The organism is Sphingoaurantiacus capsulatus (genome assembly GCF_042648405.1).
In the GTDB taxonomy this organism is placed as follows: domain Bacteria; phylum Pseudomonadota; class Alphaproteobacteria; order Sphingomonadales; family Sphingomonadaceae; genus Sphingoaurantiacus; species Sphingoaurantiacus capsulatus.
The window spans coordinates 17,970-38,836 of sequence record NZ_JBHRXV010000018.1 but is presented as its reverse complement, the minus strand read 5'-3'; the positions used below and the strand labels follow the sequence as shown (position 1 = coordinate 38,836).

Below are 20,867 nucleotides of genomic sequence, written 5' to 3'. Positions count from 1 at the left end.
ATCCATGGCAGCACCTCCGCCGCCAATGAATCAACCTCAAACCCAATATTCAACCGATTTACAGGTCCTGACCCTAGTTCGCCGTGGCGCGCTTCCGGTTACCGCCACCGAGGAAATTGCCGATCACCTTGTAATAGCCGACCGGGAACAGCCGGGTCAGCCAGTCGATCAGCTTGGCGTCGGGGCCGATGAGGACGCGGTGCTGGCCGCGTTCCATGCCGCGGACGATGGTCTCCGCCGCCTGCTCGGGGGTAGTCTTCGCCGCCTTCTCGAACTCCTCGCCGCTGTCGAGCGCCATCGTCGAGCCATCGAGGCCGCGGATGAACTTGGCGTTCTTCGCGACATTGGTCTTGATGCCGCCCGGGTGGACGCGGATCACCGTGACGTGCGGGTCGGTCTGGCCGAGTTCGAGGTGCATCGCCTCGGTCAGGCCGCGGACGGCATATTTGGACGCATTGTAGGCGGACTGGGTGGGGTAGCCCATCATCCCGAACACCGAGGAGATGTTGACGATCCAGCCCTTGTCGCTGGCGCGCACATGCGGAAGGGCGAGGCGGCAGCCGGCGACGACGGCGTCGAAATTGACCGCCATCACCCGGCTGAAATCCTCCTCCGGGCAATCGGCGAAGGGGGCGACCACCGACAGACCGGCATTGTTGATGATGCCGTTGAGGCCGCCGTACTCGCTGACCGCGCGATCGACCCAGCTCTTGAGCTTGCCGTGATCGGTGACGTCGAAGCTTTCGGCGAAATGCGGATAGTTGCCGAGCAGGCGCGCGGTTTCGAACAGCCCCGCCTCGTCCTTATCGGCGAGCGCCAGCTTGGCGCCGCGCTTGGCGAGGTTGATGGCGAGCGCGCGGCCGATGCCGCTGCCCGCACCCGTCACCGCGATCACCCGGCCCGAAAGATCATGCATTCCCTGTTCCCCTTCGCGCCGCCTTTGCGCATCGCGTGGCGGCGTCCTATCTGCGTACCCAGCCGTTCCTGCCGGAGAAGCGCCGTGGCCGACGATCCCAAACCGCCCGAAAAACCCGAAGCCGAGCCCAAACCCGAAACGCCCGCGCCCCCCCAAACTCCGGAAGTCGGCGGGCGCACGGGGCTGGAGCCGACGCGCTATGGAGATTGGGAGAAGGGCGGCATCGCCGTCGACTTCTGAATAAAGAGGGGAAATGAACCGCCGCTATTTCCTGCATGACCGCGAAATCTCGCGGCGCGTGGCGCTCGCCGAGTGGCTGCGCCTGGCCGCCAGCGAGGGGAGCCTGCGGGCGCGCAAGCTGTTCGAGCTGGCCGAGCAGGGCGGCGCCCGACCCGGCGAAGTCGCGCAGGCGCGCGGCGAATTGCGCGATCGCGGCATCGTCATCACCGGGGTCGAGGGGCTATAGCGACCCGCTTTGACTGATTCGAAAAGAGGCTTTCATGACCATTACGCTGCAGCTCACCGAGGACGAAGCCGATATCGTGCTGAGCGCGCTTGAGGACGACCGCGAGAATTATCTCGAATCGGCGCGCGCCTCGTTCGCCGACGGCGACAAGGCCTCGGGCCAGGCGTTCGGCGAGGCGGCCGACCGCATCAAGCTGGTGCTGGAAAAGGTGAAGGCGCTGGTCGGCGACCTCGACCGCTAGACGCTTACACAGCTTCCGCGCGCAGCGGCCGGTTAAGCAGCTCGCCGATCACCCGATCGATATCGGCGCCGTCGAGCAGGTCGACCACCGCTTGCGTGATCGGCATGTCGACGCCGAGCTGCCGCGCTGCGGCGAGCAGCACCGGCGCCGTATGCGCGCCTTCCGCTACCGTCTTGCGCTCGGCGAGCAGGTCGGCGGCGCGCCGGCCTTCGCCAAGGCCCATGCCGAGGCTCATGTTGCGCGACTTGGGGCTCGAACAGGTGAGTACCAAATCGCCGAGGCCCGAGAGGCCGCCCAGGGTCGCCGCGTCGGCTCCTTTCGCCAGCCCGAAGCGCAGCATCTCGGCAAAACCGCGCGCGATCAGCGCCGCCTTGGCATTTTCGCCGAGGTTGCGGCCGACCACCGCCCCACAGGCGATCGCCAGCACATTCTTCACCGCCCCGCCGACCTCGGCACCGATCACGTCGTCGGCGGCATAGGGGCGGAAGGTCGGCTGCGCGAGCCGGTCGGCGAGCTTCGCGGCGACCGCCGCATCCTCGCACGCAAGCGTGACGGCGGTCGGCAGGCCCTTCGCCACCTCATGCGCGAAGGTCGGGCCGGAGACGACGGCGATCGGCGCGCCGGGGGCGGCATCGGCGGCGACTTCGGACATCAGCTTCAGCGAGCCGGCCTCGATGCCCTTCGAGCAGAGAACGAGCGGCCGCTTCGCATCGGTCGGCGCCTCGGCGAGGATGCGGCCGAGAAACTGCGCGGGGGTCACCACCAGCCAGGCGTCGCAGGCGCCGAGGTCGGCGAGGTCGCCGGTGGCGCGGATGGCGGGGTTGAGCGGCACGCCGGCGAGGAAGGCGTCGTTGACGTGGTCGCGGTTGATACCCTCGACCACCTCGGGCTCGCGCGCCCACAAGGTCACCGGGCCACCCGCTGCCGCCACCTGCGCCAGCGCGGTGCCCCAGGCGCCGCCGCCGATCACCCCGATATGCTTCATGCCTTCACTCCCGCGCCGCGCGCCGGTGGCGCATCCGGGTCGAGCGGCCAGCGCGGCCGCGCCGGCGCGTCGAGACCGTCGGTGTCGCCCGCCGCCATCCGCTCGGCGCCGGCCCAGGCGATCATCGCCGCATTGTCGGTGCAGAGCCAGCCCGGCGGCGCCACGAACGGCAGGCCGCGGCTGCCAGCCAGCTCGGTCAGCGCCGCGCGGATCGCGCCGTTCGCCGCGACGCCGCCCGCCACCACCAGCGCCGTCACATCAGGCGCGGCATCGAGCGCGCGGCGGGTGCGATCGATCAGGCAGTCGACGACGGCGGCCTGGAAACTGGCGGCAATGTCGGCCTTGCGGTCGGGATTCGCCTGGAAGGTGCGCAGCACGGCGGTCTTCAGCCCGGCGAAGGAGAAATGCGGTTCGCCGGTGCCGGCCAGCGGCCGCGGCAGCTTGAACGCCTTGGGGTCGCCGCCCCTGGCTGTGCGCTCGACGGCGGGGCCGCCGGGAAAGCCGAGGCCCATGATCTTCGCCACCTTGTCAAACGCCTCGCCGACCGCATCGTCGATGGTAGTGGCGAGCCGGCGATAGCGCCCGACGCCCTCGACCTTCAGCAACTGGCAATGTCCGCCCGAGACGAGCAGCAGCAGGTACGGGAACTGCAGATTGGCATCGACGAGGCGCGGGCTCAGCGCATGGCCTTCGAGATGATTGACCGCGACCAGCGGCTTCCCCGCCGCCAGCGCCAGCGCCTTGCCCGTCACCAGCCCGACCATCACCCCGCCGATCAGCCCCGGCCCTGCGGTCGCGGCGATGGCATCAACGTCATCGAGGCCGATCCCGGCCTCCGCGAGCACCGCCGCGATCATCGGCTCCAGCGCCTCGACATGCGCGCGCGCCGCGATCTCGGGGACGACGCCGCCGTAGATGCGGTGCGCGTCATCCTGGCTGGCGACGCGCTGCGCGACGATGTCATGGCCGCGCACCAGCGCCACCGCGGTCTCGTCGCAGCTCGATTCGATGCCGAGAATGAGAGGCGCTTCGGTCATTCGGTTCCTTGTAACTGGCCGGCTCCCTAGCATAGAGCGGGGCCGTGGAGACAATGGTGAAGCTCGGCACGCGCGGCAGCCCCCTGGCGCTGACGCAGGCGCGCATGGTGGCCGAAGCGCTGTGCGCGGCGCATGGCTGGACCGAAGATGCGGTCGCGATCGTCGCGATCAAGACCACCGGCGACAAGGTGCAGGACCGGCCGCTCGCCGAGATCGGCGGCAAAGCGCTGTGGACCAAGGAGCTGGAGGCGGCGCTGCACGACGGCCGCATCGATATCGCCGTCCATTCGATGAAGGACGTCGAGACCTGGCGGCCGGACACGCTGGCGATTGCCGCGATGCTGCCGCGCGCCGACGTGCGTGACCGGCTGGTGGCGAACGACTGCGACGATTTCATGTGTTTGGCCGTTGGCGCGCGCCTCGGCACGTCGAGCCCGCGCCGCGCCGCGCAGGCACTGCACGCCCGGCCCGATCTCGTGGTGGTGCCGTTCCGCGGCAACGTCGACACGCGGCTGTCGAAGCTTCGCACCGGCGAAGCGGACGCGACCTTGCTCGCCGCCGCGGGGCTCGACCGGCTGGGCCGGCCCGATGTCGGCACGCCGATCCCGCCCGAGCTGTTCCTGCCCGCCCCGGCGCAGGGCGCGGTCGGCATCGAATTGCGCGCCAACGACGACGTGATGCGCGCAATGATCGCCGCGATCGACGATGCGCCGACATCGGCGGCGGTGGGCAGCGAGCGCGCGCTGCTCGCGGCGCTCGGCGGCTCCTGCCGCTCGGCGGTGGCGGCGCATGCGGCGTTCACCGGCGGTATTCGCGCCGAGATCCTGCTGCCCGACGGCAGCGAGCGCATCATTGCCGCGCGCGACAGCACCGACGAAGCGGCAATCCGTGACCTCGCCGCCGAGCTGCTCGGCACCGCCAGCCCGGCGCTGCGCGCGCTTTTCGAGGGCTGATCCCATCGCCCGCGTCCTCGTCACCCGCCCCGCGCCGCTGGCGCAGGTGACGGCGGCGACGCTGGAAGCGGCGGGCCATGACGTGATCGTCGCGCCGCTGCTCAGCCCAGTGGCTCGCGAGTGGACGCCGCCGGCGAAAGCGCCCGAAGCGCTGCTGTTCACCAGCCCCCAGGGGCCGCGCTTTGCCGGACCTAAGGCTGACCGGTCGCTACCCGCCTATGTTGTCGGAACACGAACCGGCGAGGCGGCGCGTGAGGCGGGCTTCACCGATGTCCGCGAGCGCGGCGGCGATGTTGCCGGGCTGTTCTCGGCGGTGGCTAAAGCGGGTCATCGTCTGGTGCTGCATCTGGCGGGCGAGGACCGCACCGCCGCCGTGCCGCCGCCAGGGCTGACCGTTGAGGTTCGCAGCGTTTACGCCGCCGAACTGCTGCCGCTAACCGGCGAGGCCGAGGCGGCGTTGCGCGACGGAGCGATCGACTGGGCGCTGCTCTTCTCCTCGCGTAGTGCTGCTCATTTCGCGGTGTCGTTCGATGCGCTCGGGCAGTCGCGCGCCGAAATCTCGATCGCCGCCATCAGCCCCACCGCCCTGAGCGCCGCCGGCCCCGGCTGGCGCGCCGCTGTGGCAGCGGCAACACCGTCCGAGGCGGGCATCTTGGCGGCGAGCGGCCTGTCGTGCGACAAGTCGCGCGGCGAGGGGGCCACAAGGACCATATGATGATCGATCCGACCGACCGGCCCGAACGCCCGACCTATGGCGTGCTGCATGCGCCGCCCGAGCCGAAGCTGCCGCCGTCGCGCGGCCGGCCGATCGCGGCGTGGATCATTGCGGCGGTGCTGCTGGCCTTCGCAATCGGCATGGTCGCCAGCCCCTGGTTCGAAAACAGCGTGCGCTCGCGCCTGCCCGGCGCGCGCGCCAGCGACAGCGACATCGCCAAGGACGAAGCGCTGGCGGCGCTTCAGGCGCGGCTCGACGCGCTGGAGACGCGAACGACCCGCATCCAGCCGCGAGTAGCCACGGCGCCCGGAGGTGGCGGCGCGTCGCTCGAGATGCAGGCCGCGACCGAGGTGCGTCTCGCCGAACTGCAGGCGCAGGTCGCCGAGTTGCAGGCGAGCACCGATTCGACCGTCGCCGCCGCCGAGGAAGGCGCCGAGCGCGCGCAGACCGCGCTGCTGGTCGCCGCCTTGCGCCGCGGCATCGAGGGGGGCCAGCGGCTCGACGTCTATGAACCCGCGCTGCGCGCCCGCTTCGGCGCCAGCCACCCGAACGAGGTCGCGGCGCTGCTGGCGCTCGGCCGCCGGCCGCTGACCGCGACGCAGCTCGCCCAGTCGCTCGCCCGCACCCTGCCCACCGTCGAGCGCGCCGAGGCGGAGAATCGCAGCTGGTGGGACGGCGTGAAGCACAATCTCGCCGGCATCGCCGACGTGCGCCGCGCCGACGAGATACCGCGCGATGCCGCCGCCTCGCTCCGCCTCGCCGCACAGCGCGCCGGCTCGGGCGATATCGACGGCGCATTGCGCGCGGTCGCCGTCTTACCGGTGGAGAGCCGCCGCCCGCTAGACGCCTGGCGCCTGGAAGCCCGCCGCTACGTCGCCGGCCTCAACGCGCTCGCCGCGCTCGAAGCCACGGCGCTGATGCCGGCGGCCGCACCCTAAGATTTTCGCTGTGGTTTGAAACAACTGGAGCGGGCGAAGGGATTCGAACCCTCGACTTCAACCTTGGCAAGGTTGCGCTCTACCCCTGAGCTACGCCCGCATAACGGGGCCACCCGATGGGTGGCGGCTCCAGTTGAGGCCGGGCTGCTATCATAGCGGATAAGCGGGGCGCAAGCGGTAAATGTGCGGCGCGTCACCCTTGGCAGGCCGGGCCCTCCCATCCCATATGGGCGCCGACAGACTGAGAAAGGGATCAAGTTGGCGAGCCTCTCCACCGCCGCCGGCGAACGTGCCAGCATCGAGGCGTTCCGCCGCGACGTGCTCGACGCGTCGATGGACGCGCTCGTCATCCTGCAGTTCACCGCCGAATGGTGCGGCCCCTGCAAGGCGCTGAACCCAATCCTCGACAAGGTCGCCGCCGACTATGCCGACAAGGGCGTCCGCCGTGTTGCCGTCGACGTCGACAAGAATCAGACGATCGCCGCGCAGTTCCGCATTCAGTCGGTGCCGACCATCTATGCGATCTTCCAGGGCCAGCCGGTCGCCGACCTGACCCCGGCGCGCACCGAGCCGCAGCTGAAGCAGTATCTCGACCAGATTCTGGCGCAGCTGCCCATCGGCGCGGGTGCCGAAGCGGCGGGCGCCGCCGACATCGAGCCGCTGATCGAGGCAGCACAGGCCGCGCTCGCCGAGGGTGCCTATGAGGAGGCACACCGCATCTTCACCGCGCTCGCCGCCGAGGTGCCCGAGCGGATGGATGTGGTTGCCGGCATCGCCCGCGCGCTCATCGGCCTCGGCCGCATCGAGGAGGCGCAGGGCGTGATGGCCGGCGTACCCGAGGATGCGAAAGACGCGGGCGTCGCGCAGGCCAGGGCCTCGCTGGCGCTGGCAAAGGAAGCGACGCCGGTCGATGATCTCGACGGGCTGCGCGCCCGCTCGGCCGCCGCGCCCGACGATCTGGCGCTGCGCTACGAACTGGCCGGCGGGCTGATGGCGCGCGGCGACCACGACGCGGCGGCCGACGAGCTGCTGGAGAGCATCCGGATCGACCGGACGTGGAACGAGGGCGCGGCGCGCGATCGGTTGCTGAAGCTGTTCGAGGCGGTCGGCCTCGAGGACCCCTGGGTCATGGCGACCCGCCGCAAGCTGTCGACCATCCTCTTCTCATGACCCTGCACTTCAGCGCCGAGACCCTGCCGGGCACCATCCCGGTGTTCCCGCTCGCCGGGGCGCTGGTGCTGCCGCGCGGCGAGCTGCCGCTCAACATCTTCGAGCCGCGCTACCTCGCGATGGTGCGCGACGCGATGGCGGGCCACCGGCTGATCGGCATGGTGCAACCGAAGGACGAGCGCGAGCCGCCTTCGCTCTACGAGGTCGGTGGGCTCGGTCGGATCACCCAATTTTCCGAGACCGGCGACGGGCGCTTTCTGATCTCGCTGGTCGGCCTCACCCGCTTCCGCATCGCCGAGGAGCTGGTGGTCGACACCCCCTACCGGCAGGTGCGCGCCGACTATGCGCCGTTCGCGGGCGACTGGCGCGATCCCGATGCGCTGGCCGCGCCGGTGCGCGTCGATCTGGAGACGTCGCTGCGCACCTATCTCGATGCGCAGGGGCTGTCGGCAGACTGGGAAGCAGTGGCCGGGGCGGACGACGAATCGCTGATCACCACGCTGACCTCGGTGTGCCCGTTCGACATCGCGGAGAAGCAGGCGCTGCTCGAAGCGGCCTCGCTTCGCGACCGCGCCGGCGTGCTCTCCGCCCTCATGACCTTTGCGGCCCCGGCCGACGAAAATCAGGTGACCCTGCACTGATGAGCGAGATCGATCCCCGGCTGCTGGAAATCCTGGTCTGCCCGCTGACCAAGACGCGGCTGCGCTATGATGCCGAGGCGCAGGAGCTGATCAGCGATGCCGCCGGCCTCGCCTATCCGATCCGCGACGGGGTGCCGATCATGCTGGTCGAGGAAGCGCGCGAAGTGAAGGGCTGAGGCCCGGCCTTCGCATCCGGGTTGACCTTCAGCCGCCCAGCCCCGACAGGCAGGCGATGCGCCGACCCTCGCGACCTGAACCCGCCGACCGTCCCGATCCCATCGGCACGCCCGCGCGCCGCGCCGCGCTGCGGCTGCTGACGGCGGTGCTGCAGCAGGGTAAGCCGCTCGAAGTCGCGCTCGACAACGCCTTTGCCGAGGTCGACCGGCCCGCCGACCGCGCGCTCGCCCGCGCTATCGTCGCGACGGTGCTGCGCCGCCTGCCCGATCTCGACGCGCTGATCGATTCGGCGATGCCGAAGCCGCTGCCTGACGACGCCCGCGCCCGCATGGTGCTGCGCCTCGCGCTCGCACAGGTGCTGATCCTGGGCACCCCGCCGCATGCCGCGATCGGCACCGCGCTGCCGCTGGTCGACAAGGGCCCGCGCCGGCTGGTGCACGGCGTGCTGTCGCGGCTGCTGCGCGAGGAAGCCGCGCTCCCCGAGCAGCCGACCCTGCCCAACCCCTATGCCGAGCGCTGGTCGGCGGCCTATGGCGCGCACACCGCCGGCCGCATCGCCGCGACGCTGGCCACCGAGCCGCCGACCGACCTGTCGTTCCGCACGGCCGAAGATGCCACCGCGCACGCCGAGGCGCTCGAAGGAGCGTCACTGGCGCCCGCCCACGTCCGCACTGCGCGGCGCGGTGCGATCGGCGACTGGCCGGGCTTCGCCGATGGGGCCTGGTGGGTGCAGGATCTCGCCGCCAGCCTGCCCGCGCGCCTGCTCGGCGACGTCAGCGGCAAGACGGTCGTCGATCTCTGCGCCGCCCCCGGCGGCAAGACGCTGCAGCTCGCCGCCGCCGGCGCGAAGGTCACCGCGGTCGACATCGCCGAGAAGCGCATCGCGCGGCTGAAGGAAAATCTCACCCGCACCGGGCTGAAGGCCGAGGTGGTCACCGCCGACGCGCGCCACTGGACGCCGCCCGGCGCGATCGACCACGTCCTGCTCGACGCGCCCTGTTCGGCCAGCGGCATCTTCCGACGCCACCCCGACGTGCTTCACCTGAAGGGCAGCCGCAACCTCGCGCCGCTGCTCGAGCTTCAGGCCGAACTGCTCGACCACGCCGCCGGCTGGCTGCCGGCGCATGGCCACCTCATCTACTGCGTCTGCTCGCTCGAACCCGAAGAGGGCGAACGCCAGGTCGAAGCCTTCCTCTCCCGCTACGACAATTTCCGCCTCGATCCGATCAAGGCCGAGGAGCTGCCCGCCGGCCTCGAACCCTGGCACGAAGGCTGGGTCCGCACCTTGCCGAGCGATCTGCCGGAGCAGGGCGGGCTGGACGGCTTCTTCATCGCGCGGCTGGCGCGGAAGTAACGCTAACCCCTCGCCCGCCTGCGGGAGAGGGAGGGGCCCGCGGCGTAGCCGTGGGAGGGTGAGGGTGTCTGCCGGTCGGTAGCTCGCTGCCGCTCGCACACCCTCACCTAACCTCTCCCGCAAGCGGGAGAGGGATGGCCCATAAATAGCCCCTCCACATCGCTGGACGCCGAGTCGCCGCCCCTGCTAAACCAGCGTTCATGCAACAGCCGGTTCGTATCTCGCCCTCGATCCTTTCTGCCGATTTCGCGCGACTGGGCGAGGAGGTTCGGGCGATCGATGCCGCCGGCGCCGACTATATCCATGTCGATGTGATGGACGGGCATTTCGTGCCCAACATCACCATCGGGCCGGCGGTGGTGAAGGCGCTGCGCCCGCACACCACGAAGGTGTTCGACGTTCACCTGATGATCTCGCCGGTGGATAGTTATCTCGACGCCTTTGCCGAGGCGGGCGCCGATATCCTGACCGTGCATCCCGAGGCCGGGCCGCACCTTCACCGCACCATCCAGCGCATCAAGGCGCTGGGCAAGAAGGCGGGCGTGTCCTTGAACCCGGCGACCCCGGCGAAGATGCTCGACTATGTGCTGGAGGACATCGACCTGGTCCTCGTGATGAGCGTCAACCCGGGATTCGGCGGCCAGTCGTTCATCGACAGCCAGCTCAGGAAGATCGAGGCGCTGCGCAAGCAGATCGACAAGATCGGCAAGCCCATCGACCTCGAGGTCGACGGCGGCGTCGATGCGGTTACCGCGCCGCGCGCCATCGCCGCCGGCGCCGACGTGCTGGTCGCCGGCACCGCCACCTTCAAGGGCGGGCCCGACGCCTATGCCGCCAACATCGCGCGGCTGCGCGGGGCGCCGTGAGCGAGCCGGACGACAAGCTGACGGGCGACATCGCCCCAGCCGAACAGCGGCTGACCCGCGAAGGCGGCGACAAGGGTCTGTCGCTGTCCGAACGGCTGTCGGGCGCGCTGGCGCTGGTCGGCTACAAGTCGGCGCTGCACAAGCTGCGCCTCCACGGCAAATTCCCGCTGAAGCTGATCACCGTGCCGAAGGACCCGATCCCCGGCGACGCGGCGATCGGCGCTGCGCTCGTACAGGGGCAGCTGCGCCACGGCGGCGCCAATGTCGCGGCGCGCGACTTCGCCGCCGCGCTGACCACCGCGCCGCCGGCGTGGCGCGACTGGGCGCATGGCTTCGTCTTCCTGCGCGACCTCGCCGCCGCCGCCAACCGCAGTGCCGGCGCCAAGATCGCCGAGCCGCTCGCCGCCGCCTGGGTCGAGGCCTATAGCGAGTTCGAGGCGGAGTCTTGGCGCCCCGACCTGATCGGCAAGCGCATCCTGTTCTGGACGGCCTATGCGCCCTATGTGCTGGCCTCGACCGACCTCGTCTACCGCTCGCACATTCTCAACCATATCGCCCGCGGCAGCCGCCATCTCGAGCGCGCCATCGACAAGGCCCATGATGGCCTGCCGCGCCTGTGGGCGCACGCCGGGCTGCTCGCCGCCAATCTGCTGATCCCCGGCGGCGACGCGCGGCTGGCGAAGACGGAAGGCTCGTTCGAAAAGGCACTCGACCAGACCCTGCTGCCCGATGGCGGCGTGGTCAGCCGCTCGCCGCTTGATCAGCTCGAGCTCTTGGAACTGCTGCTGCTGGTGCAGGCGCTCTATGAATCGCGCCAGCTTCGCCCCGCCGACTTCGTCACCGCCGCCGCCACCCGCCTCGTCCCCGGCCTCAAGGGTTCGGTGATGGGCGATGGGTTGTTCGCGCCGATGCATGGCGGCAGCCTCGGCAGCGCCGAGCGCATCGCCCGCGCCGTCGAGCTGTCGGGCGTCATGGCCCGCCCGGCGCGCACCGGCACCTATTCGGGCGTGCAGCGCATGACCGGCGGCCGCACCGTCATCGTGCTCGACGCCGGCCCGCCGCCGATCGCGCGGGTGTCGGCCAATGCCCATGCCGGCACGCTCGGCTTCGAATTTTCCGACGGCGCGGCGCGCATCGTCGTCGCCTGCGGCGGCACCATGGGCCTGCCGCGCCCGCTGCCGCCCGAGCTGGCAAGCCTGCTCGCCACCAGCGCCGCGCATTCGACGCTGGTGCTCGGCGACGTCAATTCGACGCGGCTGCGCGACGACGGCAGCCTCGGGCGCGGTGTCGAGGAAGTCGTCGCCAACCGGCACGAGAGCGAGGAAGGCGTCTGGGTCGAGGCCTGCCATGATGGCTATGCCCGCCGCTACGGCCTGCTCCACCATCGCCGCCTCTATCTCTCCGCCGACGGGCTCGATTTCCGCGGCGAAGATGCGCTCGAACCCGCCAAGGGCAAGAGCAGCCGCAAGGGCGCCGGCCACGGCTTCGACATCCGCTTCCACCTCGGCAACGGCATCGAGGCGGCGCCGACCGCCGACGGGCAGGGCGCGCTCCTCCAAGTGATGAACGGCGCGCTGTGGCAGTTCAAGGCGCGCGGCGGCCGGCTCGCCATCGACGAGAGCCTGTGGATCGACCCCGACGGCCGCCCGGCGCGCACCCATCAGCTGGTGGTGAGCGGCGACACCACGGCCGAGGGCGCCAGCATCAACTGGTCGTTCAAGCGCGCGCGGTGACGCCCGAACTCGGGATCGTCGAGGGCTTCTACGGTCGCAACTGGGGCTGGGACGCGCGGCGCGCGGTGATGCGGCTGCTCCAGCCGCACGGCTACAGCTTCTATCATTATGCGCCGAAGGGTGACGCGTATCTGCGCCGTCAGTGGCAGGCGCCCTATCCCGCCGAGGAGGCCGCCGAACTGGCCCGCTTCGCCACCGAATGCCGCGTCGCGAAAGTCCGCTTCGGCATCGGCCTCAGCCCCTACGAAATCTGGTCCAACTTCGACGGCGCCGCGCAAACCGCGCTCGCCGACCGCCTCGCCCTCTTTGCCGACCTCGGCGCCGACGACATCGGGCTTCTCTTCGACGACATGCAGGGCGACCGCCCCGACCTCGCCGAGCGGCAGGCCGAAGTGGTCGACTTCGCCCGTGCGCACACCGGCGCCGCCCGACTGATCGTCTGCCCCAGCTATTATTCGGACGACTCCGTGCTCGACCGCGTGTTCGGCGCCCGGCCCGACCGCTATCTCGAAACGCTGGGCGCGCAGCTCGCGCCCGAGGTCGAAATCTTCTGGACCGGCGAGGAAGTCTGTTCGCGCGCCTTTTCCCCCGGCCATCTCGCGCGCGTCACCGCGCAGCTCGGCCGCAAGCCCTTCCTCTGGGACAATTACCCGGTCAACGACGGCCCGCGCATGTCGCCGCACCTTCATCTGCGCGGCTTCACCGGCCGCCCCGCCGGAATCGCGCCGCACATCGCCGCCCACGCCATCAACCCGGCGCTGCAGCCGATGCTGTCCTGCATTCCCGCGATCACCCTCGCGATGAGCTACGCGCAGGGCGACGCCTATCAATATGCCGCCGCCTTCCTCGAAGCGGCGCGGGCCGTCGCCGGCCCGGAGATCGCCGCGATGCTGCAGGCCGACCTGCTCGGCCTGCAGGACGCCGGGCTCGACGGCATGACCGCCGAACGCAAGGCGAAGCTTCGCGCAAAATATGCTGCCGTCGATCACGCCTGCGCACGCGAGGTGGTCGAATGGCTCGACGGCCGCTATGGGGTCTCCGCCGAAGAGGTGGCGACGCAATAGCGGATCGCCCGAAACGCGAAGACGGGGAATGAAATGCCGGATGCGGTCAAGGTTACGCGCGCGCTGATTTCGGTGTCGGACAAGACCGGGCTCGCCGATCTGGCGCAGGCGCTCGACCGCCACGGCGTCGAGATCCTGTCGACCGGCGGCACCGCCAAGCATCTGCGCGACCTCGGCCATGTCGTGAAGGACGTGTCCGACCACACCGGCTTCCCCGAGATGATGGACGGCCGGGTGAAGACCCTGCACCCGATGATCCACGGCGGCCTGCTGGCGCTGCGCGACCACCCGGAACATGTCGCCGCAATGACCGAGCATGGCATCGGCCCGATCGATCTTGTCGTCGTGAACCTCTACCCGTTCGCGCAGACGGTCGCCCGCGGCGCCGAGCGCGACGAGGTGATCGAGAATATCGACATCGGCGGCCCGTCGATGGTGCGATCGGCGGCAAAAAACCACGGCTTTGTCGCCATCGTCACCGACGTCATGGACTATGCCCCGCTGATCGCCGAGCTCGACGGCAGCGACGGCATGACGTCACTCACGTTGCGCAAGCGGCTGGCCGCCAAGGCGTTCGCGCATACCGCCGCCTATGATTCGACCATCGCCAGCTGGTTCGCCTTTGCCGACCAGGGCGAGGGCTTCCCCGAGAGCCTCAACCTGTCGCTGAAGCGCGGCCAGTCGCTGCGCTACGGCGAGAACCCGCATCAGTCGGCGAGTTTCTACGCGCCGGTCGGCCCCGCGGCGCAGGGCATCGGCCAGGCGCGGCAGGTGCAGGGCAAGGAACTCAGCTACAATAATTACAACGACGCCGATGCCGCGCTCGATCTCGTCAGCGAGTTCCGCGACGCCGAGCCGACCGTCGTCATCGTCAAGCACGCCAACCCGTGCGGCGTCGCTTCGGCGGCAACGCTGGCCGAGGCCTATGACGCCGCCTTCGCCTGCGACACCGTCTCGGCATTCGGCGGCATTATCGCCCTCAACCGCACCCTCGACGGCGCCACCGCGAAGGCGATCACCGGTATCTTCACCGAGGTCGTCGTCGCGCCCGACGCCGACGAGGAAGCGCTGGCGCTGTTCGCGGCGAAGAAGAACCTCCGTCTGCTGCTCACCGGCGGCCTGCCCGACCCGTCGCGCCCCGGCCTTACCGCCAAGTCGATCACCGGCGGCTGGCTGGTCCAGTCGCGCGACAACGGCCGCCTCGACGGGCTCGACCTGAAGGTGGTGACGAAGCGCCAGCCGACCGCGCAGGAGCTGATCGACTGCCGCTTCGCCTGGACGGTCGCCAAGCATGTGAAGTCGAACGCCATCGTCTACGCCAAGGACGGCGCGACCGCCGGCGTCGGCGCCGGCCAGATGAACCGGCTGGAAAGCGCGCGCATCGCCGCGTGGAAGGCGAAGGACGCCGCCGACAAGGCCGGCTGGGCCACCCCGCGCACCATCGGCTCGGCAGTCGCCTCCGACGCCTTCTTCCCCTTCGCTGACGGCCTGCTGGCCGCGGTCGAGGCGGGCGCGACGGCGGTCATCCAGCCGGGCGGCTCGATCCGCGACGAGGAAGTCATAGCCGCCGCCGACGCCGCCGGCCTCGCGATGATCTTCACCGGCATGCGGCACTTCCGCCATTGATCGCGATCGGCGCGCTTGAGCCGCAGGAGGCCGATGCCGCGGTCGCGCTGTGGCAGGCCTGCGGCCTCACCCGGCCGTGGAATGACCCGCACGCCGATCTGAAGTTCGCCTTCGATACGCCGACCTCGACGATCCTCGCCGGGAGGATCGACGGCAAGCTGGCCGCCACGGTGATGGTCGGCTTCGACGGCCATCGCGGCTGGGTCTATTATCTCGCCGTCGACCCGACCTTGCAGCGCGGCGGCCACGGCGCGGTGATGATGCGCGCCGCCGAGGACTGGCTGCGCGGACAAGGCGTCCCCAAGCTCAACCTGATGGTGCGCGGCGACAATGCGGTGGCGACCGGCTTCTACGAGGCGATCGGCTATGACCGCAGCGACGTGATCGTGCTGCAGAAATTCCTCGATGCCTGACCTCGCCGGCTTCCTCGCCTTCGCGCTGGCGAGCCTCGCGCTCAACATCGTGCCCGGCGCCGACATGACCTTCGTCGCCACGTCCGCCGCACGGGGCGGAGTTCGGGTCGGCCTCGCCGCGGCACTGGGCATCGCCGCGGGCTGCTTCGTCCATATCGCCGCCGCCGTCATCGGCCTGTCCGCGCTGATCGCCGCCTCGGCAGAAGCTTTCGCTGTCCTCAAATGGCTCGGCGCCGCCTATCTGCTCTACATGGCGTGGGGCTTGTTCCGCGCCCCCGCGTTCGCCGAGGCGACCGCCGCTCCCGCGCTCACCGCCGCGCAGGCCTTCCGCTCGGCAACGCTGGTGAATGTGCTCAACCCCAAGGTCGGCCTGTTCTTCCTCGCCTTCCTGCCGCAGTTCATCTACGCCGGCAGCGGCGACGCCAGTTTCGCCATCCTGTGGCTCGGCCTGTCGTTCAACCTCAGCGGCACCGTCGTGAACGCTATCGTCGCCCTCGCCGCCGCCCGCGCCGCGGCGTCATTCCGCGACCGCCCCTCGCTCGTCCGCGCCGCCCGCTGGCTCGCCGGCACCGCGATGGCCGGTCTCGCGCTGCAACTCGCGTTCAGCAAACGCTGACTTGCTCCCTCCCCTCTCAGGGGAGGGTTGGGGCGGGGTCGACGGTACGTCTGGAAGCCGAGGCGGGTCGCCCAATCGTCGACCCCACCCTGTCCCTCCCCTGCAAGGGGAGGGGACGCAGCTCAACCGTCAGCGCGCTCCCAAAACCTCATCCACCCACGTCGGCACCAGCGTCCCCGCCGGCCCGTGCCGCGCCTCGGCGAACCAGCCGGTGCCCGCCGAGGGCTCCAGATTGATCTCCAGCGTGTCGGCGCCGTGATAGCGCGCCGCCTGCACATAACCCGCCGCCGGATAGACCGCGCCCGAGGTGCCGATCGACACGAACAGATCGGCCTTCGCCAGCGCCCGCTCGATCCGGTCCATCTCATAGGGCATCTCGCCGAACCAGACGATATCGGGCCTGAGCTTCTTCGCCCCGCAGCCCGGGCAGGCCGGATCGTCGATCAGCGTCCCTTCCCACACATGCGACTCCCCGCACCCCCGGCACAGCGCCCGCTTCAGCTCGCCATGCATATGCAGCAGCCGCGTCGCCCCGGCGCGCTCGTGCAGGTCATCGACATTCTGCGTGACGATCAGAAGCTCGCCGTCGAAGTCGCGATCCAGCCGTGCCAGCGCGTCATGCGCTGCATTGGGCGCCACCTTCGCCAGCGCCGCCCGCCGTGCATCATAGAAACGCTGCACCAGTACCGGATCGCGCGCGAACGCTTCGGGCGTCGCGACATCCTCGACGCGGTGTCCCTCCCACAACCCGTCGGGCCCCCGGAAGGTGGGCACACCGGACTCAGCGGAAATGCCAGCGCCGGTCAGAATGACGATGCGGCGCCGCCTAGTCATGGCGCGCCGCCACCGCCGTCGCGACGAGGTCGTAGGTGACGTTGGCGATCGTCCGGAACATGTCGGGGATCACATCCACCGCCATCAGGATCGGCAGCAGTTCGATCGGTGCGCCGAGCGCGATGATGGTCGGCGCCGTGCCGGCATAGAAGCTGATCGCGCCGGGCAGGCTGAGGATCATCAGGCTCGACAGGATCGCGAGCGGGATCGCCAGCATCACCTGCCCCGGCGTCACATCGATCCCCGCCATCCAGGCGATGGTCAGCGCCATCAGCAGCGTGTTGCAGGGCGCGGTGATCTTGAAAACCGCCACCGCGACCGGCAGCGCGACCGAGGCGTCGCGCTCCTCGATGCCCATCGCCTTGGCGCTCAGCAGCATCGCCGGCAGGCTGGCGAGCGACGATTGCGTGCCCGCCGCCACCGCCTGCGCCGGCGCGGCGGCGCGAACGAAGCGCCCGACCGGGATGCCGCCGGCGACGCGAGCGATGAGGTAGCCGATGCCGATCATCAGCAGGGATAGCGTCAGCGACGCGGCGAGATACTGGCCGAGCATCGCGATCAGCGTCACCCCCGCCGTCGCGCCGACGGTGAAGGCGAGCGCGGCGATGCCGATCGGCGCGACGCGCAGAACCCAGCCGACGACGACGACCATCGCATCGGCAAGGCCGTGCAGCGGCTGCAGCAGCGCGCGGGCGCGTTCCGCCTCGACCTTGCCGAGCGCCAGCCCGAGCACCAGCGCGAACAGCACGAGCGGCACGATCGCCCCCGCCGCGGCCGAGGCGACGACATTGGTCGGGATCAGCGCGCGCACCGCCTCCACCGCGCCGGTCGCGGGCGGTGGCGGCGTCGCCGGGAACATGGTGCGCAGCGCGGTCAGGCTCTCGGGCGCGAGGGTGAAAAAGCCGATCAGCAGCGGCGCGACGATCGCACCGATCACCGCCGACATCACCAGCAGCGCCGCCAGCACCACCGGCAACCGCTGCCCGAGCCGGGTCGCCTCACCCTGCGCGCCGAGCCGAAGGCCCGCCACACCGGTCACCACCAGCGCGAACACCAGCGGCACGATCGTCATGCGCAGCGCATCGAGCCAGACGCCGCCGACCAGCCCCGCGACGGTCAGCGCCGCCGGCTCGTCGCCGACCAGCGTCCCCGCCGTGAAGCCGGCGACCAGCGCCAGCATCATCCAGCCCGGCGCCGGCATCCGCGCCAGAGCCGCGCGTCCCTTTTTTATCATCGGTGAACTCCCCCGGCGGTCATCAGAGAGAGTCCAGCCTCCCTTGGCAAGAATTGATGCCACACCCGCCGAACTCTGCCATGAGAGCGTCACGAACAAGGGGAGCCGCAATGGTGAAAGTAGGCGTGCTGGGCGCGGGCGGGCGCATGGGGCAGGCGATCATCGCGGAGCTTAACGACGCCGACGGCCTGTCGCTCGGCGGCGCGGTCGAGCGCGCGGGACATTCGATCGTCGGCACCAAGCTGAAGGACGGGTTGATCGTCTGCAGCAACCCACTGGCGCTGGCGCATGCCTGCAAGGTGCTCATCGATTTCACCACACCCGCCGCGCTCGCCGGCAATCTCGAGGCGGCGATCGAGGCGAAGACGCCGATCGTCATCGGCACCACCGGCCTCGAGGCGAAGCATCACAAGCTGATCGACGCGGCGGCGGGCGACGTCGCCGTGCTGCAGACCGGCAACACCAGCCTCGGCGTCAATCTGGTCGCCGCGCTCGTCGAGCAGGCCGCGGCGAAGCTCGGCGACGAATGGGACATCGAGATCGTCGAGATGCACCACCGCCACAAGGTCGACGCGCCCTCGGGCACCGGACTGCTGCTCGGCGAGGCGGCGGCGAAGGGCCGCGGCGTCGACCTGAAGAAGCGATCGGCGCGCGGCCGCGACGGTATCACCGGCGCACGCAAGGCGGGCGACATCGGTTTCGCGTCGTTGCGCGGCGGCTCGGTCGCCGGCGATCATCTGGTCATCCTCGCCGCCGACGGCGAACGCATCGAACTCGGCCACCGCGCCGAGACACGCGAGATCTTTGCGCGCGGCGCCATCAAGGCCGCCGCCTGGCTCGCGGGGAAGAAACCGGGGCGCTATTCGATGCGGGATGTGCTGGGGCTCTAAGCCCCGCTCTTCATCGTCATCCCCGCGAAGGCGGGGATCCAGTCCAGCAGCAGAAACCTGCCCGCTTTCGCGGGCGCTATATGTATCGGGATGGATTCCCGCCTTCGCGGGAATGACGGCTGAGGGTGATGAGCGGGCCTATCCCCGGCGCCTGAACCGTTCCAGCCCGTCGGCGATCACCTCGTAGATCGCCTCGCGCTCGGCCGGCGACAGGAAACGCCCGACCGACACGCGGGTATCGCGCGCCACCAGCCACAGACGGTTCTGCTTCATCGCCAGCCGTTCGAGCGTCGCCCGCGTCCACAGCGGCTCCAGCCGGATGCGCCGCTCGTGCCCCTCGGGCGAGGTGCGGCGCACCACCAGGTCGTCGGCATCGAGCCGCAGCGTCTCGAAGCCGCGGCCCGAACGGTAGCTGGCGCGGAACGCCCAGACCACTAATGCCACGTCGAGGATGAGGAACGGCACCACCGGCCAGGCGCCCAGCCACAGCATGCGAAGCGCCATCAGGCCCATGATCGCGCCGACGCCGAGCACGATCCAGCGCGCATGCCGGCGGTCAAGCGAGCGGTTCGGCGTCAGGACCAGGTCGAAATAGGGTGCGGCGGTCATGGGGCTGCGCTAGTTCATCCGATATGCCGCCAACCCGCGCAAGACGTCCGCGTTCCCGCCTGTCGAAAGACGAGATCGAGGATTTCTTCGCCCGGCTGACCGAGGCGATTCCCGATCCGAAGAGCGATCTCGAGTACAGCAACGCCTACACGCTGCTCGTCGCGGTGGTGCTGTCGGCGCAGGCCACCGACGCCGGCGTCAACCGCGCCACGCGAAAGCTGTTCGAGGAGGTTCTGAACCCGCAGGCGATGATCGACCTCGGCGAGGAGCGGTTGCGCGAGCACATCAAGACCATCGGCCTGTTCAACACCAAGGCGAAGAACGTCATCGCGCTGTCCGAAGCGCTGATCCAGCTGCACGGCGGGCAGGTGCCCGACAACCGCGAGGCGCTGGAGGCGCTGCCCGGCGTCGGGCGCAAGACCGCCAATGTCGTGCTCAACATCGCCTTCGGCCACGACACCTGCGCGGTCGACACACATATTTTCCGCGTCTGCAACCGCACCGGCCTCGCGCCGGGCAAGGACGTGCGGCAGGTCGAGGACGTGCTGATCGCGGTGATCCCCAAGCCCTACCGCCACCCGGCGCATCATCTGCTGATCCTGCACGGCCGCTACACCTGCATGGCGCGCAAGCCGCACTGCTGGCGCTGCCCGGTGATCGACATCTGCCGCTTCGAACCCAAAAACGTTAATCCGGGTTAAGATCGGGTTCAGGCGTGGCGCAATAGAACAGGGCGTTCAGTAGCTCTGTTGCGTTGCGTATCCTCCCCCGGCACAGTCGGCTCCGTCACACCTTTAGCGTTACCGGAGCGTCCGCATGCGTTTCAGCCTTGCCTCGACTGCCGCCCTGCTGACCCTCGGTCTTGCCGCTTCCTGCGCGCCCACCGCCAAGGCCCCACCCGCCGCGCCGAAGCCGGCCGCGCAGGCGCCCGCCGCCTCGCGCAACTGCGTCGACCTCGCGCGCATCGCCGAGGCGCGCGTGGTCAGCGACCGCATCGTCGACTTCCACCTGCGCGACGGCAGCGTGCTCAGGAACAGCCTTCCCAACGCCTGCCCCGGCCTCGGCGCCGAGAAGGCCTTTACCTATTCGACCTCGATCCAGCGGCTGTGCACCTCGGACATCATCACGGTCATCCACACCGCCGGCGGCCCGCGCACCGGCGCCTCCTGCGGCCTCGGCGGCTTCACCGCCGCCCCGCCGGCGCCTGCCGCAACCAACTAGGGCTGGCGCGCACGCGTCCGCTTTGTTAAGCGGCGCACAGGCTCAAGGCACCCGTAGCTCAGCTGGATAGAGCGCTGCCCTCCGAAGGCAGAGGCCAGAGGTTCGAATCCTCTCGGGTGCGCCACTTTCTCCTAATACCCCTGCCCATCCAAAGATGGCCGACGCGCG

The 20,867-nt window shown here is 70.1% G+C and carries 25 protein-coding genes and 2 tRNA genes; 20 read left to right on the top strand and 7 right to left on the bottom strand.

The genetic code is table 11. The features are described from left to right. Positions 1 to 73: 73 nt before the first annotated feature. Complete coding sequence (locus ACFOMD_RS18350; RefSeq protein ID WP_380864268.1) at positions 74 to 916, bottom strand: SDR family NAD(P)-dependent oxidoreductase; 843 nt, start codon at positions 914 to 916, stop codon at positions 74 to 76. A gap of 84 nt (positions 917 to 1,000) precedes the next feature. Here ACFOMD_RS18350 and ACFOMD_RS18345 point away from each other — a divergent pair, with 84 nt between their 5' ends. From ACFOMD_RS18345 to ACFOMD_RS18335, 3 genes are read left to right on the top strand one after another with little or no spacing between them, the layout of a single operon-like run. Then, the gene (locus tag ACFOMD_RS18345) at positions 1,001 to 1,156 is read left to right on the top strand and encodes a DUF1674 domain-containing protein (protein ID WP_380864265.1); all 156 of its coding nucleotides are present in this window, start codon (positions 1,001 to 1,003) and stop codon (positions 1,154 to 1,156) included. A 13-nt stretch (positions 1,157 to 1,169) separates the two neighbouring features. Further along, on the top strand, positions 1,170 to 1,382 hold the full coding sequence (locus ACFOMD_RS18340; protein WP_380864263.1) for a hypothetical protein: 213 nt from the start codon (positions 1,170 to 1,172) through the stop codon (positions 1,380 to 1,382). A gap of 34 nt (positions 1,383 to 1,416) precedes the next feature. After that, a complete protein-coding gene (locus tag ACFOMD_RS18335) occupies positions 1,417 to 1,623 on the top strand; it encodes a hypothetical protein (protein ID WP_380864261.1) in 207 nt (68 codons plus the stop codon). A 4-nt stretch (positions 1,624 to 1,627) separates the two neighbouring features. Here the strand turns inward: ACFOMD_RS18335 and ACFOMD_RS18330 are convergent, their stop codons facing one another. Together ACFOMD_RS18330 and tsaD are read right to left on the bottom strand one after the other, a co-directional pair. Further along, the gene (locus ACFOMD_RS18330; RefSeq protein ID WP_380864259.1) at positions 1,628 to 2,608 is read right to left on the bottom strand and encodes an NAD(P)H-dependent glycerol-3-phosphate dehydrogenase; all 981 of its coding nucleotides are present in this window, start codon (positions 2,606 to 2,608) and stop codon (positions 1,628 to 1,630) included. Further along, entirely contained in the window at positions 2,605 to 3,645 is a 1,041-nt protein-coding gene (gene tsaD, locus ACFOMD_RS18325; RefSeq protein WP_380864256.1) for a tRNA (adenosine(37)-N6)-threonylcarbamoyltransferase complex transferase subunit TsaD, read from the bottom strand. Before tsaD ends, ACFOMD_RS18330 begins: the two co-directional genes overlap by 4 nt. 53 nt (positions 3,646 to 3,698) lie before the next feature. On the opposite strand from tsaD, the gene hemC reads away from it, so the two are divergent. The 3 genes from hemC to ACFOMD_RS18310 are packed head-to-tail and all read left to right on the top strand — an operon-like array spanning position 3,699 to position 6,251. Continuing rightward, positions 3,699 to 4,598: a hydroxymethylbilane synthase gene (gene hemC, locus ACFOMD_RS18320; protein ID WP_380864271.1), complete on the top strand. Its 900-nt coding sequence runs from the start codon at positions 3,699 to 3,701 to the stop codon at positions 4,596 to 4,598. Further along, positions 4,534 to 5,313: a uroporphyrinogen-III synthase gene (locus ACFOMD_RS18315; RefSeq protein WP_380864253.1), complete on the top strand. Its 780-nt coding sequence runs from the start codon at positions 4,534 to 4,536 to the stop codon at positions 5,311 to 5,313. The genes hemC and ACFOMD_RS18315 overlap by 65 nt, the downstream gene beginning before the upstream one ends. Next, complete coding sequence (locus ACFOMD_RS18310; RefSeq protein WP_380864250.1) at positions 5,310 to 6,251, top strand: hypothetical protein; 942 nt, start codon at positions 5,310 to 5,312, stop codon at positions 6,249 to 6,251. Before ACFOMD_RS18315 ends, ACFOMD_RS18310 begins: the two co-directional genes overlap by 4 nt. Positions 6,252 to 6,276: 25 nt before the next feature. On the opposite strand, the gene ACFOMD_RS18305 is transcribed toward ACFOMD_RS18310, so the two are convergent. Next, positions 6,277 to 6,351, bottom strand: a tRNA-Gly gene (locus tag ACFOMD_RS18305). Positions 6,352 to 6,509: 158 nt separating this feature from the next. On the opposite strand from ACFOMD_RS18305, the gene ACFOMD_RS18300 reads away from it, so the two are divergent. From ACFOMD_RS18300 to ACFOMD_RS18255, 10 genes are all read left to right on the top strand, one after another. Continuing rightward, on the top strand, positions 6,510 to 7,421 hold the full coding sequence (locus ACFOMD_RS18300) for a tetratricopeptide repeat protein (RefSeq protein WP_380864248.1): 912 nt from the start codon (positions 6,510 to 6,512) through the stop codon (positions 7,419 to 7,421). Continuing rightward, positions 7,418 to 8,062 (top strand): LON peptidase substrate-binding domain-containing protein, encoded by a 645-nt coding sequence (locus tag ACFOMD_RS18295; protein WP_380864246.1) that lies wholly within the window; start codon positions 7,418 to 7,420, stop codon positions 8,060 to 8,062. Before ACFOMD_RS18300 ends, ACFOMD_RS18295 begins: the two co-directional genes overlap by 4 nt. After that, positions 8,062 to 8,238, top strand: coding sequence for a Trm112 family protein (locus ACFOMD_RS18290; RefSeq protein ID WP_380864243.1), 177 nt, complete (start codon positions 8,062 to 8,064; stop codon positions 8,236 to 8,238). Before ACFOMD_RS18295 ends, ACFOMD_RS18290 begins: the two co-directional genes overlap by 1 nt. Positions 8,239 to 8,294: 56 nt before the next feature. Then, positions 8,295 to 9,593 (top strand): RsmB/NOP family class I SAM-dependent RNA methyltransferase, encoded by a 1,299-nt coding sequence (locus tag ACFOMD_RS18285; RefSeq protein WP_380864241.1) that lies wholly within the window; start codon positions 8,295 to 8,297, stop codon positions 9,591 to 9,593. 200 nt (positions 9,594 to 9,793) lie between these two features. Then, on the top strand, positions 9,794 to 10,459 hold the full coding sequence (rpe, locus tag ACFOMD_RS18280; protein WP_380864239.1) for a ribulose-phosphate 3-epimerase: 666 nt from the start codon (positions 9,794 to 9,796) through the stop codon (positions 10,457 to 10,459). Then, positions 10,456 to 12,192, top strand: a complete 1,737-nt coding sequence (locus ACFOMD_RS18275; RefSeq protein WP_380864236.1) for a heparinase II/III family protein — start codon at positions 10,456 to 10,458, stop codon at positions 12,190 to 12,192. Before rpe ends, ACFOMD_RS18275 begins: the two co-directional genes overlap by 4 nt. Beyond that, on the top strand, positions 12,189 to 13,256 hold the full coding sequence (locus ACFOMD_RS18270; RefSeq protein ID WP_380864233.1) for a beta-N-acetylglucosaminidase domain-containing protein: 1,068 nt from the start codon (positions 12,189 to 12,191) through the stop codon (positions 13,254 to 13,256). Before ACFOMD_RS18275 ends, ACFOMD_RS18270 begins: the two co-directional genes overlap by 4 nt. Positions 13,257 to 13,289: 33 nt before the next feature. After that, entirely contained in the window at positions 13,290 to 14,882 is a 1,593-nt protein-coding gene (gene purH / locus ACFOMD_RS18265; RefSeq protein ID WP_380864231.1) for a bifunctional phosphoribosylaminoimidazolecarboxamide formyltransferase/IMP cyclohydrolase, read from the top strand. Next, positions 14,879 to 15,295 carry a GNAT family acetyltransferase gene (locus ACFOMD_RS18260; protein ID WP_380864228.1) on the top strand — a complete coding sequence of 139 codons (417 nt, stop codon included), beginning with the start codon at positions 14,879 to 14,881 and terminating at the stop codon, positions 15,293 to 15,295. Before purH ends, ACFOMD_RS18260 begins: the two co-directional genes overlap by 4 nt. Continuing rightward, positions 15,288 to 15,911 (top strand): LysE family translocator, encoded by a 624-nt coding sequence (locus ACFOMD_RS18255; protein WP_380864226.1) that lies wholly within the window; start codon positions 15,288 to 15,290, stop codon positions 15,909 to 15,911. Before ACFOMD_RS18260 ends, ACFOMD_RS18255 begins: the two co-directional genes overlap by 8 nt. 129 nt (positions 15,912 to 16,040) lie before the next feature. Here ACFOMD_RS18255 and ACFOMD_RS18250 read toward each other — a convergent pair whose 3' ends face one another. Next, a complete protein-coding gene (locus tag ACFOMD_RS18250) occupies positions 16,041 to 16,745 on the bottom strand; it encodes an NAD-dependent deacylase (RefSeq protein ID WP_380864224.1) in 705 nt (234 codons plus the stop codon). Continuing rightward, complete coding sequence (locus ACFOMD_RS18245) at positions 16,738 to 17,979, bottom strand: dicarboxylate/amino acid:cation symporter (RefSeq protein ID WP_380864221.1); 1,242 nt, start codon at positions 17,977 to 17,979, stop codon at positions 16,738 to 16,740. The genes ACFOMD_RS18250 and ACFOMD_RS18245 overlap by 8 nt, the downstream gene beginning before the upstream one ends. A gap of 110 nt (positions 17,980 to 18,089) precedes the next feature. Between ACFOMD_RS18245 and dapB the strand changes: the two genes are divergently transcribed. After that, positions 18,090 to 18,869 (top strand): 4-hydroxy-tetrahydrodipicolinate reductase, encoded by a 780-nt coding sequence (gene dapB / locus ACFOMD_RS18240; protein WP_380864218.1) that lies wholly within the window; start codon positions 18,090 to 18,092, stop codon positions 18,867 to 18,869. 138 nt (positions 18,870 to 19,007) lie between these two features. On the opposite strand, the gene ACFOMD_RS18235 is transcribed toward dapB, so the two are convergent. Then, a complete protein-coding gene (locus tag ACFOMD_RS18235) occupies positions 19,008 to 19,478 on the bottom strand; it encodes a DUF2244 domain-containing protein (RefSeq protein ID WP_380864215.1) in 471 nt (156 codons plus the stop codon). A 23-nt stretch (positions 19,479 to 19,501) separates the two neighbouring features. On the opposite strand from ACFOMD_RS18235, the gene nth reads away from it, so the two are divergent. The 3 genes from nth to ACFOMD_RS18220 all read left to right on the top strand — a co-directional run bounded on the left by nth (position 19,502) and on the right by ACFOMD_RS18220 (position 20,823). Then, on the top strand, positions 19,502 to 20,179 hold the full coding sequence (nth, locus tag ACFOMD_RS18230) for an endonuclease III (protein ID WP_380864213.1): 678 nt from the start codon (positions 19,502 to 19,504) through the stop codon (positions 20,177 to 20,179). Between the two features lie 115 nt (positions 20,180 to 20,294). Beyond that, positions 20,295 to 20,699, top strand: a complete 405-nt coding sequence (locus ACFOMD_RS18225; protein WP_380864211.1) for a hypothetical protein — start codon at positions 20,295 to 20,297, stop codon at positions 20,697 to 20,699. A 47-nt stretch (positions 20,700 to 20,746) separates the two neighbouring features. Beyond that, positions 20,747 to 20,823: transfer RNA gene (locus ACFOMD_RS18220), tRNA-Arg, on the top strand. Positions 20,824 to 20,867 lie beyond the last annotated feature (44 nt).